Annotated in this window: 13 protein-coding genes; 3 read left to right on the top strand and 10 right to left on the bottom strand. The window is 64.7% G+C overall.

All coding sequences use genetic code 11. From position 1 onward, the window contains the following. Positions 1–20 precede the first annotated feature (20 nt). Entirely contained in the window at positions 21–1,181 is a 1,161-nt protein-coding gene (hpnH, locus tag RX329_RS30165) for an adenosyl-hopene transferase HpnH (protein ID WP_007593619.1), read from the top strand. Between the two features lie 81 nt (positions 1,182–1,262). Here the strand turns inward: hpnH and RX329_RS30170 are convergent, their stop codons facing one another. The 6 genes from RX329_RS30170 to RX329_RS30195 all read right to left on the bottom strand — a co-directional run bounded on the left by RX329_RS30170 (position 1,263) and on the right by RX329_RS30195 (position 7,446). Beyond that, complete coding sequence (locus RX329_RS30170) at positions 1,263–2,012, bottom strand: phosphorylase (protein ID WP_026233265.1); 750 nt, start codon at positions 2,010–2,012, stop codon at positions 1,263–1,265. Next, positions 2,009–3,976: a squalene--hopene cyclase gene (shc, locus tag RX329_RS30175; protein WP_085362345.1), complete on the bottom strand. Its 1,968-nt coding sequence runs from the start codon at positions 3,974–3,976 to the stop codon at positions 2,009–2,011. The genes RX329_RS30170 and shc overlap by 4 nt, the downstream gene beginning before the upstream one ends. Before the next feature lie 76 nt (positions 3,977–4,052). Continuing rightward, entirely contained in the window at positions 4,053–5,306 is a 1,254-nt protein-coding gene (gene hpnE / locus RX329_RS30180; protein ID WP_085362344.1) for a hydroxysqualene dehydroxylase HpnE, read from the bottom strand. Then, entirely contained in the window at positions 5,306–6,145 is an 840-nt protein-coding gene (gene hpnD / locus RX329_RS30185) for a presqualene diphosphate synthase HpnD (protein ID WP_018456923.1), read from the bottom strand. The genes hpnE and hpnD overlap by 1 nt, the downstream gene beginning before the upstream one ends. Next, complete coding sequence (hpnC, locus tag RX329_RS30190; protein WP_018456924.1) at positions 6,135–7,019, bottom strand: squalene synthase HpnC; 885 nt, start codon at positions 7,017–7,019, stop codon at positions 6,135–6,137. Before hpnC ends, hpnD begins: the two co-directional genes overlap by 11 nt. A gap of 193 nt (positions 7,020–7,212) precedes the next feature. Further along, entirely contained in the window at positions 7,213–7,446 is a 234-nt protein-coding gene (locus tag RX329_RS30195) for a hypothetical protein (protein ID WP_007593627.1), read from the bottom strand. A gap of 459 nt (positions 7,447–7,905) precedes the next feature. On the opposite strand from RX329_RS30195, the gene RX329_RS30200 reads away from it, so the two are divergent. After that, positions 7,906–8,403, top strand: coding sequence for a hypothetical protein (locus RX329_RS30200; protein WP_018456925.1), 498 nt, complete (start codon positions 7,906–7,908; stop codon positions 8,401–8,403). Positions 8,404–8,523: 120 nt separating this feature from the next. Here the strand turns inward: RX329_RS30200 and RX329_RS30205 are convergent, their stop codons facing one another. The 4 genes from RX329_RS30205 to RX329_RS30220 form a co-directional block, all read right to left on the bottom strand. Then, positions 8,524–10,890 carry an efflux RND transporter permease subunit gene (locus RX329_RS30205; RefSeq protein ID WP_018456926.1) on the bottom strand — a complete coding sequence of 789 codons (2,367 nt, stop codon included), beginning with the start codon at positions 10,888–10,890 and terminating at the stop codon, positions 8,524–8,526. Between the two features lie 206 nt (positions 10,891–11,096). After that, positions 11,097–11,882, bottom strand: coding sequence for an ethanolamine ammonia-lyase subunit EutC (eutC, locus tag RX329_RS30210; protein ID WP_085362342.1), 786 nt, complete (start codon positions 11,880–11,882; stop codon positions 11,097–11,099). A gap of 6 nt (positions 11,883–11,888) precedes the next feature. After that, positions 11,889–13,475 carry a B12-binding domain-containing radical SAM protein gene (locus RX329_RS30215; RefSeq protein ID WP_085352431.1) on the bottom strand — a complete coding sequence of 529 codons (1,587 nt, stop codon included), beginning with the start codon at positions 13,473–13,475 and terminating at the stop codon, positions 11,889–11,891. Positions 13,476–13,626: 151 nt separating this feature from the next. Next, positions 13,627–15,009: an ethanolamine ammonia-lyase subunit EutB gene (locus RX329_RS30220; RefSeq protein ID WP_085362341.1), complete on the bottom strand. Its 1,383-nt coding sequence runs from the start codon at positions 15,007–15,009 to the stop codon at positions 13,627–13,629. 220 nt (positions 15,010–15,229) lie between these two features. Here RX329_RS30220 and RX329_RS30225 point away from each other — a divergent pair, with 220 nt between their 5' ends. After that, positions 15,230–16,969 (top strand): methyl-accepting chemotaxis protein, encoded by a 1,740-nt coding sequence (locus RX329_RS30225; RefSeq protein WP_085362340.1) that lies wholly within the window; start codon positions 15,230–15,232, stop codon positions 16,967–16,969. Positions 16,970–17,266 lie beyond the last annotated feature (297 nt).

The following is a 17,266-nucleotide window of genomic DNA, read 5'->3' on the forward strand; positions in this document are numbered from 1 at the left end:
AGCCCAGAAAGAAACTTGTAATGGCTATCCCCTTCTTCAAGGAAATGCGTATCGGCGGCTATTTGATCAAGCAGAAGCTGCTTGGCCGCAAGCGCTATCCGCTCGTGCTGATGCTGGAACCGCTGTTTCGCTGCAACCTCGCCTGCGTCGGCTGCGGCAAGATCGATTATCCGGATGCGATCCTCAACCGCCGCATGACGGCGCAGGAGTGCTGGGACGCGGCCGACGAGTGCGGTGCGCCTATGGTTGCCATTCCCGGCGGCGAGCCGCTGATCCACAAGGAGATCGGCGAGATCGTGCGCGGCCTCGTCGCGCGCAAGAAGTTCGTCTCGCTCTGCACCAACGCGCTGTTGCTCGAGAAGAAGCTCGATCTGTTCGAGCCCTCGCCCTACCTGTTCTTCTCCGTGCATCTCGACGGCCTGAAGGAGCACCACGACAAGGCCGTGTCGCAGAAGGGCGTGTTCGACCGCGCCGTCTCCGCGATCAAGGCGGCCAAGGCCCGCGGCTTCACCGTCAACGTCAACGCCACCATCTTCGACGGCCACCCGGCCGAAGAGATCGCCAAATTCCTCGACCTGACCGTCGAGCTCGGCGTCGGCGTCTCGATGTCGCCGGGCTACGCCTATGAGCGCGCGCCGGACCAGGAGCACTTCCTCAACCGCACCAAGACCAAGAAGCTGTTCCGCGACGTCTTTGCGATGGGCAAGGGCAAGAAGTGGAATTTCATGCATTCCGGCCTGTTCCTGGACTTCCTCGCCGGCAACCAGGAATACGAGTGCACGCCTTGGGGCATGCCCGCGCGCAACATCTTCGGCTGGCAGAAGCCCTGCTATTTGCTCGGTGAAGGCTATGCAAAAACCTTCAAGGAGCTGATGGACACCACCGACTGGGAGACCTACGGCACCGGCAAGTACGAGAAGTGCGCCGACTGTATGGCCCATTGCGGCTACGAGCCGACGGCGGCGACCGCCGCCATCAACAACCCGCTGAAGGCGATGTGGGTGTCGCTGCGCGGCATCAGGACCACGGGTCCGATGGCGCCGGAGATCGACATGTCCAAGCAGCGTCCTGCGCAGTACATCTTCTCCGCGGAAGTGCAGAAGCGCCTGTCGGAGATCCGCAAGGACGAGGCCGCCGCCGCACAGGAGAAGGCCGCACGGAAGGCGTCGACCGCCGCGTAAGCGCGCTAGTCCCACCAACAAGAAAAGGCCCGATCGCCAATGGCGACCGGGCCTTTTGTTTTTAGTGATCGCAGAACCCGCTCAGGCCGCCTCGGAGACCAGCGCCTCGCTGTCGACCAGTTCGGTGCCGATCAGGAAGTCGCGGCAGCCGCGCAGGCTGCGTAGCGCGCGGTTGAAGTCGAGGCCGGTCGAGACCAGTCCGTGCAGCGCAGTCGGGTTGCGCGCGATGCCGCGCAGCACGGCCAGCACGTCGATCTGGCCATTCGGCTTGATGGCGGCGCGGGCGAGCGCCGGCAGCGCGCGATGGGCGGGATCGCTGATGACGCGGACCGCGGCGAACGGCAAGCCGGCCTCGGCGGCGTAGGCCGCCGCGATGTGGCTTTCCATGTCGACGGCGGCCGCTCCCGTCTCCGAATGCAGCGCCGCCTTGCAGGAGCGCCCCGTGACCACTTCCTCGGCACCCGCGAGGCTGCCGCGCACAACGCGGCGGCGCCCCGACGTCAGGCGGTCGATGAGGTCGTCGCCGAGCGAGAGGCCAGCGGCCCAGCGGGTATCGCCCGCGAGCACCTCGGTCGCCAGCACGACGTCGCCGGAGCGCAGCGTCGGGTCGAGCCCGCCGGCCACGCCGAAGGAGATCACACCGCGAATCGTCTCGGGATCCAGCACCGTCAACAGCGCCCGCAACTGGGTGGGGCTGCTCGACGAACAGATGACCGCCATGCCAGGCCCGGCCGCGATGCGGGCCTCCTGAACCAGTCCAGTCACGATCAATATCGGCCGCGGATCAACGGTTTGACCCGCGGTAAGATAGTCCCCCGTCCCCAAAGTCACATTCCGACCCCTACCACCCTGCTGTTGGTGTTCCGCAAGTTCCGATACCGCGCCAACGCCCACAGCGGGAAGAACTTCGGATAACCATGGTACCGTAGATAGAATACACGGGGAAAGCCCGTGGCGGTGTACCGCTGTTCGTCCCACAGTCCTTTTTCGTTCTGTGTTGCAATCAGGTACTCCACCCCGCGGGCGACGGCCGGGTGATCAACCTCGCCAGCAGCCATCAAGGCAAGCAAGGCCCATGCCGTTTGCGAGGCGGTCGAGGGGGCGGCCTCCCAGCCCCGGTAGTCCAACCGGTAGCTGACGGCATCCTCGCCCCAGCCGCCGTCCTGGTTCTGGATCGAGGCCAGCCAGCCGGCGGCTTTCCGGATCATGGGATCGTCATGGCGGACGCCGGCCATGTTGAGGGCGCACAGCACCGACCAGGTTCCGTAGATGAAGTTCAGGCCCCAGCGGCCGTACCAGGACCCTTCGGAGTGCTGGGTCTTGCGCAGGTAGGCGATCCCGTCCGCGACATGCTTGCTGGTCTCCGCGGTCTCGCCGAGCTGGGCCAGCATCGAGACGCAGCGGGCGGTGACGTCCTCGGTCGGTGGATCGAGCAGTGCGCCATGGTCCGAGAACGGGATGTTGTTCAGGTAATATTCGAGATTGTTGACGTCGAAGGCGGCCCAGCCGCCGTCGTTGCTCTGCATGCCCTCGATCCACTCCCGGGCACGGTCGATCGCGGCGTCATAGCCGGCCGCACCGTGCTCCCGGCGCATCCGGTCCATCGACATCACGACCACCGCGGTGTCGTCGAGATCGGGATAATGGGCATTGTTGTACTGGAAGGCCCAGCCGCCCGGGCGTACGTCGGGCCGCTTCACCGCCCAGTCGCCCTTCACCTCGAGCTCCTGCTTCGGGATCAGCCAGTCGAGACCCTGCTTGGCGGCCGGCACCGCCTTGTCGCCGCCGGCTTCGAGCAGCGCGTGGGCGGTCAGCGTCGTGTCCCACACCGGCGAGACGCAGGGCTGGCAATAGGCTTCGTCGTCCTTGATCACGAGCAGCTTGTCGATGCCCCGGCGCGTGATCGCGCGCGGCGGGAAGTTCTCGTCCTTGCCGAGCGCGTCGTACATCATGACGATGTTGGCCATCGGCGGATAGATCGCGCCCATGCCGTCCTCGCCGTTCAGCCGCTCCTCGGTGAAGGCGAGCGCCGCGTCGATGGCGCGTTTGCGCAGGCTCTTGGGAAACATTGGCTCGACCACGCGCAAAATGCCGTCGAGCGCGCGGAACAGCACGAACCAGGCCATGCTCTGGTGCGGCGCCTTGGCGGTCATGCCGATCGAGCGCGGATCCTGCAGGAACAGCTCGTCGATGCCGACGCCCTTGGGATTCTTCGCCCGTGGCTTCAGCGCGGCGATGACCATCAGCGGCACCATGGTGGTGCGCGCCCAGTAGGAGATCTTGTTGATGTGGAACGGCGACCAGAACGGCAGCAGCACGATCTCGATCGGCAGCACCGGTACCGCGCGCCAGGTCACGACGCCAAACATCGCAAGCATGAAGCGCGTGAAGACATTGCTGTGAATGGCGCCGCCGCGGGAATGGATCGCCTCGCGCGCACGCACCATGTGCGGCGCGTCGATGGAATCCCCGATCATCTTCAGCGCGAAATACGCCTTGACGCTGGCGCTCATGTCGAACTCGCCGTCATGCACCAGCGGCCAGCCGCCATGGGCGCCCTGCACGCGGCGAAGATAATTGGCGATCTTGGCTTCGAGCACGGCATCGACCGGCTCGGCGAGATAATGGCGCAGCAGGACGTATTCGGCCGGAATCGTGCAATCTGCCTCGAGCTCGAACACCCAATGGCCGTCGGGTTGCTGGAAGCCGAGGACGCCTTCGGTGGCCGACGCAATGCTCGATTCCAAGTTCCTGAATTCTTGGGCTTCGCGGCTGGTCGCGTTCACGGAATCCATCTCGCTCGATTGCTCCGATAGTCGATTGAATGGGCCGAAATTGACTGGGACAAATGCCCGTCAGGGCCGCCTGTCACTATCGCTTGGCGGCCAGAACCAGATCGGCGGCGCGATCACCGGATCGGACCGATCCCTCGATGGTTGCAGGCAATCCCGTAGCAGTCCAATCGCCTGCAAGAAACAGGTTTTTCAGCGCAGTGACCGGCCCTGGACGCAGGGCATTCTGCGCCGGCGTCGCCGCAAATGTGGCACGGCGCTCGCGCACGATCTGCCAGGGGGGCAGCTCGCCGGAAACACCGCCCGCCTTGCAGACGTCGTTCCAGATCGCCTGCGCGAGTTCCTCGCGCGGCATGTCGACCAGACGGTCGCCGTTGCTGATGGTGACGGACAGCCGGTTCGGGAACGAAAACAGCCATTCCACGACGCCGCCGATCACGCCGAGGATCGGTGCCGATCCCGCCGGCGGCTCGACGCGGAAATGCGCATTCACGATGGCGCGGAATTCGGTCGGCGTCTTCAGGCCCGGCAGCAGGTTGGAGGCAGCGCGCGGCGGCACCGCCATCACGACGACGTCGCCTTCGCTGATCTGGATCACATCCTCGCCGCCGAAATTCAGCGCGCCGACCTTGCCGTCATGGGTCGCAAACGAGCGCAGCTCATGGCCGAGCTGAACGCTGTGCCCGCGCCCCTGCAGGAACGTCACGGCGGGCTCGATCAGTACCGCGCTGAGCCCGTCGCGCGCGATCAGGGGACGGCAGGCCTGCCCGCCGGCGAGCAGCGTCTCGCGCACGATCGCGCCGGCAAGCCCCGCCGAGCCTTCGGGTGGATCGACGTTGAGGGCCGCGAGCAGCAGAGGCTGCACCAGGCGCTGATAGAGAACGCCTTCGCACGGAATTGACTTGCCGACCAGCGTCTCTTCCGATGCCCAGATCAGCGGCGCCAGCTTCAGATAATCGGTCAGCGCAGTGTCGGGGACGCGGCGGCTCTCGTCGAGCACCCAGGTCGGGAGCCGGCCGTCGCCGAGGTCGATCTGCCAGCGCTGCCCGGTCTTGAGATCGACGAAGGGAAACTGCGCGCGCTCCGGACCGACGAGGCCCGCCTCGGTCCCGATCGAACGCGCATAGGCGCGCGCATGGCTATTGCCGGACAGCAGCAGATGGTTGCCGTTGTCGATGGTGAGATTGGTGGCGCCGTCGAAATAGGAACGGCAACGGCCGCCGGCCTGCTGCGTCGCTTCGTGCACGGCGACCTTGAAGCCGGCATTGGCAAGTCGCACGGCGACGGAGAGGCCGGAGATTCCAGCGCCAATGATGTGAGCTGTTTTTTGCATCAGATGAGAGCGTATCGGAGCAGGATGGCGATACGTGTGATCTTCGACACACGCACCGGCTCGCGCGGCGCGTTGAACCCGCGCGCGATCAGGAGATCCAGAATGGCATGATAGTATTTCGACATCATCCGCGGCGCGCGCACCGCGCGGCGCCGGTTGCGGTTCATGATCTCGTCCGACTTCTCGAAATACACCTTTGCGCGCTGCGCCAGTGGCAGGCAGACCTTCGGCAGCGCGCGCTCGACGATCACGCGGTCCGGATCGTTGGAGGTGATGCCGGCATGCAGCAGCGCTTCGCGCGGCAGATAGAGCCGGCCGAGGCCCGCGTCCTCGTCGATGTCGCGCAGGATGTTGGTGAGCTGGAGCGCGCGGCCGAGATGATGGGCAAGCTCGATGCCGTCTTCTTCTGGCAAGCCGAAGACCCGGACCGACAGCCGCCCTACGGCGCTCGCGACGCGATCGCAGTAGAGATCCAGCGTCGCCATGTCGGGCGCGCGGATGTCCTGCGGCACGTCCATCTCCATGCCGTCGACGATGGCGAGGAAATCCTCGCGCTTGAGGCCGAAGGTCTTCACCGAGGTGACGTAGTCCTTCAGCCGCGGCGGCGGATTGCCCTGGTAGAGCGCATCGATGTCGTTGCGCCACGCCTGAAGGGCGGCGAGCCGTTCGTCGCGCGGGCCATCGGAATCGGCGATGTCGTCGACCTGGCGGCAGAAGCTGTAGATCTGGAACATCGCTTCACGCTGGTCGTGCGGCAGGATGCGCATCGCGGCGTAGAACGAACTGCCGGATGCGGTCGAGCCATAATTGGCGCCGGGCGAGGTCGCCTCAAGCGTCATGTGCAGTCCCCGGTCTGGAAATGGCCTTGCGTCCGACCGTGCGGCGGCCGACTTCGCCGATCATGCCGGCGAGGCTGAAGGTGAGGAGCTCGAGCTTGTTCAGGTGCACGCGCTCGCGCAGGGGATCGCGCACCTTCAACAGGCGCACGATGCGGTCGGCATAGGCCTGGATCACCGAGACCTCGACGCCGAGGCGGAAATCCCGGATCTCCGCAGCTAGCGACCTGCCCTCGGCGAGCAGCGCTTCGTTGCGGACGGCGAGAGCCTGAAGGCAGGCCAGCATCGCCGGTGGCGACTGCGCCAGTCCGAGCTGCTCGACCGAGGCGCCACTCGCGGCCAGCGCATCGCGCGGCAGATAGACGCGGTTGAGCTCGCGGAAATCCTTGCCGCAATCCTGGAGGTGGTTGTTGATCTGCAGCGCTGCGCAGAGCGCATCTGACGCGGCCCAGGTCGAGGTGCTCTCACCATGGACGTCGAGCATGAAGCGGCCGACCGGCATCGCCGAGTAGCGGCAATAATGGATGACCTCGTCCCAATTCTCGTAGCGCAACTTGGTCACGTCCATACGGAACGCGATGAGCACGTCGAGCGCGTGGCGCGACGCCATGCCGCGTTCGGCCAGTGCGTGCCGCAGGCTGACGGCCTCGGCCTGGGTGTCGCCTTTGCCGAGCAATTCCGCCTCGAGCAGGTCGAGATAAGCGAGCTTCTCGTCCGGCGGCAGCGTGGCGTGGTCGGCGATGTCGTCGGCGGTGCGGACGAAATTGTAATACGCCAGGATCAGCGCGCGATGACGCGGATGAATGATCCAGGACGCGACGGGAAAATTCTCGTCGCGCTCACCCTTGCCGGATCGCAATTCGCTCGCAGAGGTCATCGAGGGCTGGTCTACAATCGTTTGGACAGGAAGGGCTTTTTCGCTCGCGCGAGCCCGTGCGGGCGATGCCGCCGCGGCCCCCATATAGGGGAATACGGCCGCAAAACCAATCCTGTCTCTCGATGGCTGCCCTTTGCGGATCAGGTCCGAAAAGGCGGCCCCGGGGCCGCCTTTTGTGGGCCAGTGGCCGAGCTTACTGGTTGTGGTTCTTCAGGACCTGGTCGCAGGCCTGAGAGATCTTGGCCCGGTTCTCCTTGAGGCAGGCCAGGATGGTGAAATCACCCTGGTCGATGACCGGACGGCAGAGCTTCTGCACATCGCGCGAGCAGGCCTTCTGCTCGGCGTCCGTGCCGCGCCCTTGCTGGGCGAACGCTGCGGTCGAGAGGGAGGCCGACAGCAAGGTGAGAGCGACGAGAAGCTTACGCATTGTATTCCTTCATTCTGACGGCAGAATCGCACCAATCCCGGACAGCACAGGGCGACGACCGGAGCGGATTGTTCTGATGGCAAGTCGCCGCGGGAGGAGCGGCCTCGGAGAAGGCACAAGCACTGGCAAATGCGGCCAAATTGGCGCCACGTCCACCAAATCAGGGCTTCCCTGCGTCTTCTCTGGCAAATGTAAGAGACTGATACTACGTCATAATTCAGGTGCGCCGCGTTTTGCTGCGCACCTGTTGCAGAGCTGCATCTCTCGATACCGCCTCGGGACCAAGAAACATGCCGAAATACGACAAATCGAGAGGTGGAAGCATGGCGCAAGGCGTCGTGAACTGCCATCTCTGGCAGTCGGGCATTGAACCTGTCACTGGCTCGGAACACTAAACTTTCGATGTGGCGAGACGTTCTTCGTGAGAAGCGGACGTCGTTCTAAACGGGATATTTTGAGATGAAATTCTTTGGACGGACTGAACTGGCAATCAAGGCGGCCGGCATCGGCGCTGCGCTGCTCTTCTCGGTTTCGACAAGTCAGGCTCAGTCGTCCGGACCGTTTGCAGGTTTCGAGGGCGCATGGACCGGGACGGGTACGGTGTCGCTGTCCGACGGCTCGACCGAGCGCATCCGCTGCAAGGCGGACTACAAGGTTGCCGGCACCGGTCTCAGTCTCAAGCAGGCGTTGCACTGCGCCTCCGACAGCTACAAGTTCGACCTCACCAGCGATGTGACCAGCCAAGGCGAGCGCATCTCCGGCAATTGGAGCGAGACCAACCGCAACATCTTCGGCAATCTCCAAGGCACCGCCGGTGGCGGCCAGATCGAGGTGTTCGTCGAGGCCAACGGATTTGCCGCCAATTTGTCGCTGCGCACCAACGGCACCAAGCAGACGGTGCAGATCTCATCCAAGGGCGAGATTCGCGGCGTCAACATCACGATGACGAAGGGCTGACAGCTCTTACCGCTTCGAAGCGACAAGCCCCGGTTCTCGCGAACCGGGGCTTGTTGTTTTTCGGAGGCGCGGCGCAATCGTCCGGACCGCGCCGATTCCGTGTCCGATGGATGCAGCCGCTCAGATCGCCGGCTTGTCGGTGCCCTGAAGCTTGGCGTGCAGATTGATCAACCACATCGCCGTCGGCCGCAGGATGAAGAGGTCGGCGACGAGCGCCATCACCATCGAGAAGGCGCTGAGCCAGCCGAACAGCCGTAGCGACGGCAGATCGGAGAACACCGTGACGACGAGACCGCAGGCCAGCACCAACGTGGTCAGGATCAACGCCGGGCCGACCAGCACGGTCGCGCGCTCCACTGCGAGCGCCGAGCCGACGCCCGGCTTGCTCTCGAGCCTGAGGCGGTTGAGGAAGTGGATGGTGGCGCTTAAGCCCAGGCCGAACGAAACGGTCAGAGCTACGACACTGGCAAATTGCAGTCCCTCGTCCATCGCCCACAGCACTGTTCCCGACATCACGACGGGGAAGATGCCCGGCAGGATGCAGGCGAACATCACGACCCAGGAACGGAAGGCAAGGCCGATGAAAATCGCGACCAGCGCGAATTCGACGGTGAGCCCGCGGTTGAGCTTCTCGATCATGCCGGCCGAATTGCGCGCGGCAATCGCGGCAAGACCCGTGACCGCCACTTCATAGCCGGGATGCTTCTTGCGGACGGCGTCGAGCTCGGTATCGAGCTTGTCGACGATCGGCAGGAGCTGGCTGGAATCCTTGTCCGGCACGCGACCTGCGACCACGACCGCGTCCTGCTCGGCATCGATGAACCGGCGCACCAGATGCTCCGGAATGACGCTGACATATTCCTTCAGGGTCGCGACGTCGGCGCTGCCGGCCTTGTCCGCGAGCCAGCGGCGCAGGGTCTCGACCGACCAGACATTGCCGACACCGGCGGCCTTCTCCACCGTCGCGTGCACGTCCGCGATGGTCTGCAGCGTCTCCGGCGAATAGAGCGATTCACCCTTGGGGAACTGGATCAGAACGTTGACCGGGTTGGCGCCGGTGAGCTTGGCGTCGAGCCGGTCGCTGGCCGCGACCGCTTGGCGCTTGTCCGGCACCTGGTCGGCGAGCCGGTAGCGCGGCTCCAGATTTGCGTAGATGACGCCGAGGCCCGCCACGAACACCACCGCGATCAGGCTGAACAGGCCGGGACGGCCCACCATGCGCACCGCGATCCAGTAGCAGAAATTACGCAGCGCTTGTACGCCGGCATCCGCGCTCTGGAACTTGGTCGCAAAGACCTTCTCGTTGCGCACGAGCAGCACGCCGAACACCGGCACGAGCGACAACACCGCAACCAGCGCGATGATGGTGGCGGCGAGACCCGCCTCGCCGAACTTGCGGATCAGATCGGAGTCGGAGAACTGGAGCGCGATGAAGGAAATGCCTGCGGTGCCGTGCGTCAGCACGCAGGCCGGTCCCACCACCAGCACCGCGTTCTTGAATGCGGTGAACTTGTCCTGGCCCGCGATCAGCCGGTCGCGGGCGGCGAAGGTGAGCTGCATCGAGTCCGAGAAGCTGATGACCATGATGAGCGGCGTCATCACGTTCAGGAACATGTTGAGATTGAAATTGGCCCAGCCGAGCGCGCCGAGCGCCAGCAGGATCGCGATCATCGGCGGGAACGCCGCCGCCACCATGAACGAGATTTTGCGGAAGAAGATGATGGCGATGACACAGCCGGCGAGAATGCCGAGGATGTTGTAGGTGAGCCCGTCGCGCTCGACCGCGTTGCGGATCTCGAGCTGCATCACCGGCACGCCGGAAAGCTGCACGTTGAGCCCGGTGTCACTGAGGTCTTCCTTTATCAGCGCGCGGATGTCGGCGACGGTCTTGGTCAGCTTGTTGGAGGCGACCACCTCCGGATCGAGCGACAGCACGATCAGCGCCAGCGTGCCGTCCTCGGACAACAGCTTGCCGCGGATGATCTCGTTGGCTTTGACGCCCTCGATGAACTTGTCATAGGCCTCGCCCTCGGGCAGCTCGGGCGGGAACAGTGCGGCGGGAAGCTTGCCCGGAGCGGGCGCCTGACGCGCGGAGAACAGCGAGACCAGTCCGCGCGTACCCTCGACCAGCTGCATGTCGGTGACGAAGTCGCGCAGCTTCTCGAGGTTGTTCCGGGCCAGCAGGGTCTTGCCCTCGACTACGACGAGGACATCGAATTCCTCGGCCGGGAACTTCTTGGTCACCGCTTCGTACTGGCGGAATTCCGGCGTGTTGGACCGGAACAGCTGCGACAGCGAATCGTCGATCTTGATCCGGTGGATGCCAAACACGGCGCCGACGATCAGCACGAGCAGGACGACGCAGGAGACGATGGGCGCCCGGACTGCGATCAGCCCGATGCGCTCCAGCCCGAAGGCGATCGAGGACGCAGGTCCCTGCTCGACCTTGTCGACATGAACCTCACTCTCGCTGTGCTTTTCGAGCATGCCTTGTCCAGTTCCTAAATCGGCTCGGGTCTGTGAGCTTGTCGCGCCCCGCGAACGGCTTGAAAATGCCATACCAATGGGAGGCTTGCCCTTTGAAAATGCGCAGAAAATCGCTGCGAGGGGTTTAGCAGGTCAATCGCCCTTCTCGCAAGCAGGCGGAGTGTGGCCGAATCGATCAAGATGTGGCGATTTTGCCTTAATGCCCTTCATCCGGGCAAAGCCGTGCCAATTCGACGCGGCGCCCGGTCTGCGCTCTCGTCCTTCAGCGCCACACCGCTCACTTCCCGCGCGAGCCCCTCGCGGACCAGCCAGGCGATCTTGAAGGCAGCCTCGTCATAGCTCAACCCGGCCTTGTGGATGTTCGACACGCAATTGCGCTCGGCATCGGTACGGCCCGGCTTCGGGGCGAACGTCAGATAGGCGCCGAGACTGTCGGGCGCCGACAGGCCCGGCCGCTCGCCGATCAGCATCACGACCATGCGCGCGCCGAGAATGGCGCCGATCTCGTCGCCGAGCGCGACGCGCGCGCCTGAGGCGACGACGACATGGCCGATCGCGACACCATCGTCGGCCGCGAGCAACGGCAGCAGGCGCATCACCAGCGCGGCCGCATGGGCGTGGACCGCCGCCGCCGACAGGCCGTCGCCAATCACGAGTGCGAGTTGGCACGGCTCCGAGGCGCTCCGCGCCAAGGACTCGGCTGATCCGGCATCGAGCCGTCTGCCCAGATCGGGCCGCCGCAGATAGTCCCCGCGGTCGACCGCCCGGCTGTTCGCCTCGGTGACGACGAGGCCAAGCGCGCAGAGATCCGCGACCAGCCGCGGCGCATCGAACACGGCGTGTACGGCATCGCGGGCGCGGGCGTGGTCCAGTGTGAAATCGAGCAGTGCCCGCGTCGGCAGGCTCGCGCCGCTGCGCCCCAGCGCCACGCGCGCGGGCGTGAGCGAACGCAGATCGAGGGTCGGACGACGCGGGATGGCCGGATCAGACATGTTGTGTCATTCGGCGGGAACGGAGGCCTCGCGTAGCCGGATCGAATAGTTCGAGGCGTTCTGCTGGCCGGTCGAGGCCGCCCGCGCAAAGGTGATGAGATGGTGCGCGATCAGGGTGCAGCCGATCAGGCCTTCGAGATCGCCGCGCTTGATGCGGCCCAGCGCGAACTTCCAGAACACGCGCTTGTAGTCGCCGAGCACGCCGACCTTCCAGAAGATGTTTCGCAGCATGACGAGGCCGCGCCTGATGTTGGTCCAGGTCTTCATCTCGTCCGGCGTTGGCATCTTGAGGCGGTGCACGTAAACGTGGTCGCATTGATACTGGAAGCGCCCGTAGACCTTCTCGGGCTCGTAGGCGACGGCCATGGCGTGCTTCCAGGACGCAACGACGTCGTCGTAGGGCAACAGGAAGTCAACATTGGAATCGCGCCCGTCGTCCTCGACCAGGCGCCCCTCGCGCTCCAGACGGTCCCACAGCGGCGTCTTCGGCAACGCCTGAAGCAGGTTGATCGTGAGCAGCGGAATTCGGGACTCCTCGACAAAGGCGAGCAGCGCCTCCGAAGTGTTCGGCTTGTCGGTGTCGAGCCCCATGATGATGCCGGACACGACCTCCATGCCGTAGGAGTTGATGGTTTGCACGCCCTCGAGGATCGGGACCATCATGTTGTGGTCCTTGTGCATCGCCTTCAGCGCATCGGGGTCGGGCGTCTCGATGCCGCAGAAGATGGTGACGAAATAGGCCTCGCGCATCTTCTCGAGGATTTCCGGCCGCTTGGCGATGTTGAGCGTCGCCTCGCAGGCGAGCCGCACCATGTAGCCGGTCCTCTTCTGCCATTCGATCAGATGCGGCAGGAGGTCGAGCGCCGCCTTGCGGTTGCCGATGAAATTGTCGTCGACGAAATAGACCGTGTCGGTCATGCCGCATTCCCGCAGGCGGTCGAGTTCGGCGATGATCTGCTCCGGCGACTTGAGGCGCGGGTTGCGGCCATAGAGGCCGGGGATGTCGCAGAACTCGCACTGATACGGACAGCCGCTGGAATACTGGATGCTGCCGAGGAAGTATTTCTTCACGTCGGCGAGCTCGTAGGCCGGGATCGGAAACTCCGTCATCGGCACGCGGTCCTTGGTGGTCAGAACCACCTGGGTCTCGGGACGCGAGATGTCGCGCGACAGTATCTCGAGCAGCTGATTGGTGGCGTCGCCGAGCTCGCCGACATGGAGATAGTCGAAGGATGGATAGTAGTTCGGGCAGGCGCTGACGGAGGGGCCGCCGAGCGCGACCGGCAGATCGAACTCGTGAGCGCGGCGGCAGATATCGTTCATCTGCTGGCGCTGGATGTGCATGCCGCTGACGAAGACCGCCTCGGCCCATTCGAACTCTTCTCTGGTCGTACGGCGAAGGTTCTCGTCGACGAATTTGACCTGCCATTCCTCGGGCAGATAGGCCGCGAGCAGCAAAAGTCCCTGCGGCGGCATGAAGGCGCGGACGCCATCGGTTAGTGGGTAGGAATGCTCGAACGTCCCGAACGACGATGTGTATCGCGGAAACACGCAGAGAATCCGCCGGGACGTCCCGTTACTTTCAGCTCGCATCAAAGCTCCCCCGCCACGCTCGACTTAGCTGCGGAAATTGCCAGACAGCTACATAGCGTAATGCTGCCGCCGGAATTTCTCAATATTGTGGCAGAGCTTAATTCCCTTGGGCACCAATGGTTTCCTCGGGCCACCGGGTGCTTCCGCCACGTCACGCGATCAACCGTGAGGCAAAATCGGGCAGCAGGCCTGCATCGCCGGCAAGACGGAAGTCAGCGCCCGCAATGCCCGACTGCGCCAGCCAGTCGTCGAATTCCGGCGCACGACGCAATCCGAAGACGTCGCGGACATAGAGCGCGTCGTGAAAAGACGTGGATTGATAGTTCAGCATGACGTCATCGGCGCCGGGGACACCCATGATGAAGGTAACGCCGGCGGCAGCGAGCAGCGTCAGCAGATTGTCCATGTCGTCCTGGTCCGCCTCGGCGTGGTTGGTATAGCAGATGTCGATCCCAAGCGGCAGGCCGAGCAGCTTGCCGCAAAAGTGATCCTCCAGCCCGGCCCGGATGATTTCCTTGCCGTAGTAGAGATATTCCGGGCCGATGAAGCCGACCACGCTGTTGACCAGGAGGGGCGCAAAGGCGCGGGCCACCGCATAGGCGCGGGCCTCGCAGGTCTGCTGGTCGACGCCGTGATGGGCATTGGCCGATAGCGCCGAGCCCTGCCCGGTCTCGAAATACATCACGTTCTGCCCGACCGTGCCGCGCTTCTGCGACAGCCCGGCCTCTTGGGCCTCCTTGAGGAGCGCGAGGTTGACGCCGAAACTGCGGTTGGCGGCCTCGGTGCCGGCGACCGACTGGAACACGAGGTCGACCGGCGCCCCCTGCCCGATCAGCGACAATGTCGTGGTGACATGGGTCAGCACGCATCCTTGGGTCGGGATCTTGAGCCGCGCGATGACCTCGTCGAGCAGCCGCAGCAATTGGCCGATCACGGCCGGGTCGTCGCTCGCCGGGTTGATGCCGATGCAGGCATCGCCGGCGCCGAGCAGGATGCCGTCGAGGATGGAGGCGGTGATGCCCCTGGCGTCGTCGAAGGGATGGTTGGGCTGGAGCCGGGTGCTCATCCGGCCTTTCAGGCCGATGGTGTTGCGGAAAGCGGTGGTGACCTCGCATTTCCGCGCCGCCAGGATCAAATCCTGGTTGCGCATCAGCTTCGAGACCGCGGCGGCCATCTCCGGAGTGATGCCGCCGGCCAGCTTGCGCAAGATTTCGGGCGTCGCGGCGTCCGATAGCAGCCAGTCGCGAAAGGCGCCGACCGTCAGCGAAGCCACCGGCGCGAACGCCTTGGCGTCGTGGCTGTCGATAACGAGGCGGGTGACCTCGTCGGTCTCATAGGGGATGACGGCTTCCTGTAAGAACTGCCCGAGAGGGACGTCGGCCAGCGCCATCCGCGCCGCGATCATCTGTTCGGCACTGGCGGCGGCGATCCCGGCCAGCCGGTCGCCGGAGCGCGGCGGCGTCGCCTTGGCGAGCAGATCGCGCAGATCAGGGAATGCGTACGTCGTGGCGTCGATGGTGTGGCGGTAGACCAAGGGTCTCTCCGGGGTTCGTCGGCCAAAGGCCGACTCCAGGGCAATCCCAAGACTATACCTTCAGATCAAGACGCTGAAATATCGACCTTTCTTTCGACCGAGGGCGAAGGAGGCCAAACCCGGCGTTAACGCTGCGTCCATCTTCATTCTGCATAGTTTTGCATCGATTTGTTACGACCGCGCTCTCCGGCCGCTCCCGGCCATTCGGGCCCCTGAAACCATGAAAACCGACCAATCTGGGAATGCCGCCGGCCTCGCCGGCCGCTTCACGCTTGCCAACAAGCTCTACGCGATCTTCGCGCTGTTCGCGCTGCTCACGGCCGCGATCGCGATGCTGTCCGACTACAACAGCCGCCGCGGCGCCGAGCTGACAAGCGCGATCGAGACCGCGAACGCCGCCGCGCTGAACGTCGAGCGGGTCAACTCGCTGGTCTATGCGGTCGTGATGGAATCGCGGGGCGTCTACATGTCGACCGAACCGGCCGTGGTGAAGAAATACGGCGAGGGCCTGCTCAAGTTCAACGCCCAGATCCTCGACGTCGTGAAGCGCTGGGAGACCATCGTCAAGGCTGACGATGCCGAGCAGTTCGCCACCTTCAAGAAGCGCATCGAGCAGTTCGTCGAGTTTCGCAAGGAGCTGGTGCGCCGCGGCGTCGAGATCAATGCGGCCGCGGGCCGCGAATGGGGCGACAACGACGCCAACCGCGCCGTGCGCTCGGCGCTGAACAAGGATCTCGAGGCGCTGTCCAAGGTCTATGCCGAGCGCGCGAGGCAAATCGCGCACGAGACCGAGACCAATCGCATCCTGTCCTTCGTCCTGACCTGCCTCGCCGGCGTGGCGCTCGCCCTCGTCGTGATCGGCATCGTCATCATCGCCCGCTCGATCGCACGCCCGCTCTCCGCCATCACCGCGACCATCAAGCAGGTCGCTGACGGCGCCGAGAACATCGTGGTGCCCCACTCTGACCGCGCCGACGAGATCGGCGCACTGGCGCGCGCGATCCAGATCTTCCAGGACGCAATGGGGCGCAACCGCAACCTCGCCTCGCAGGTCTCGCAGGACTCCGCCGCGCGCGAGGAGCGCGCCCGCCACATCGAGCAATCCGTCGACGCGTTTCGCGAGGCGATCGGCGCGATCATGCGCGGCCTCAGCGACAACGCCTCCGTCATGCGCGAAACGGCGCAGACCATCACCCGCGTTACCGCGGACGCGAGCAGCCGCGCCGGCACGGCGGCGAACGCCACCGAACAGGCATCGCACAACGTCACGGCGGTGGCAGGCGCGGCCGAGGAGCTGTCTGCGTCGGTGGTGGAGATCGGCCGGCAGGTGCGGCAATCCGCCAGCGCGGTCGAGCAGACCGGGCAGCGCACCGAGAAATCGATTGCCGAGATCGAGAGCCTGGCGGCCGCCACGCAACGCATCGACGGCGTGCTCAGCCTGATCCAGGCGATCGCCGAGCAGACCAATCTGCTCGCGCTCAATGCCACCATCGAAGCGGCGCGCGCGGGCGACGCCGGCCGCGGCTTTGCCGTCGTCGCACACGAAGTGAAGGCGCTCGCGGGGCAGACCGCGAAAGCGACCGCCGACATCAGTGAAAACGTCTCGATGATCCAGTCCTCCACCCGCAACGCGGTCGACGCCGTCCGCGAGATCGGCGGCGCGGTGCGCGAGATCAACGACGTCACCTCGGCGATCGCCGGCGCCATCGGCCAGCAAGACGCCGCCACGCGCGAGATCTCGTCCAACGCGCAATCGGCTGCCCAAGGCAACGAGACCCTCGTCGCCAACATCAGCTCGCTCCGCGACGCCATCGGCGAGACCGATACTGCGGCCTCCTCGGTGCTGAGGGCTGCGAGCAGCGTGACCGAGACGGCGGAGACGCTGTCGCGCGAGGTGGAGAAGTTCTTCCAGAACCTGCGCGCAGGCGCGGCGGACGGCCGCATCGCCAAGGCCGGGTAGCCGCACGTCCATCGCCAACAGAGCCGGCGGTGGGGTCGCTCCATCAAAAAACGCGAAAACAACCCCATGCACAGTAGCCGGGGACAGCAATTTCAATGGCTTGGCTACCGCCCCCGTCTTCTGCGGATTTGACGAATCTACTTGCTCCGTCGGGCAAAACAGGAGCATGATGTCAATGTTGGAGCTTTCCGCGCTGGGCCGGCAGGATCTCGAAGCCGATCTTCACAGAGACCGCGCGATGCCTCTCTCCGCAATCCCATCTTCCAGGTCATGATCGCCAATCATGGCGAGTTCACC

Source organism: Bradyrhizobium sp. BWC-3-1 (assembly GCF_032917965.1).
Classification (GTDB): Bacteria; Pseudomonadota; Alphaproteobacteria; order Rhizobiales; family Xanthobacteraceae; genus Bradyrhizobium; species Bradyrhizobium canariense_D.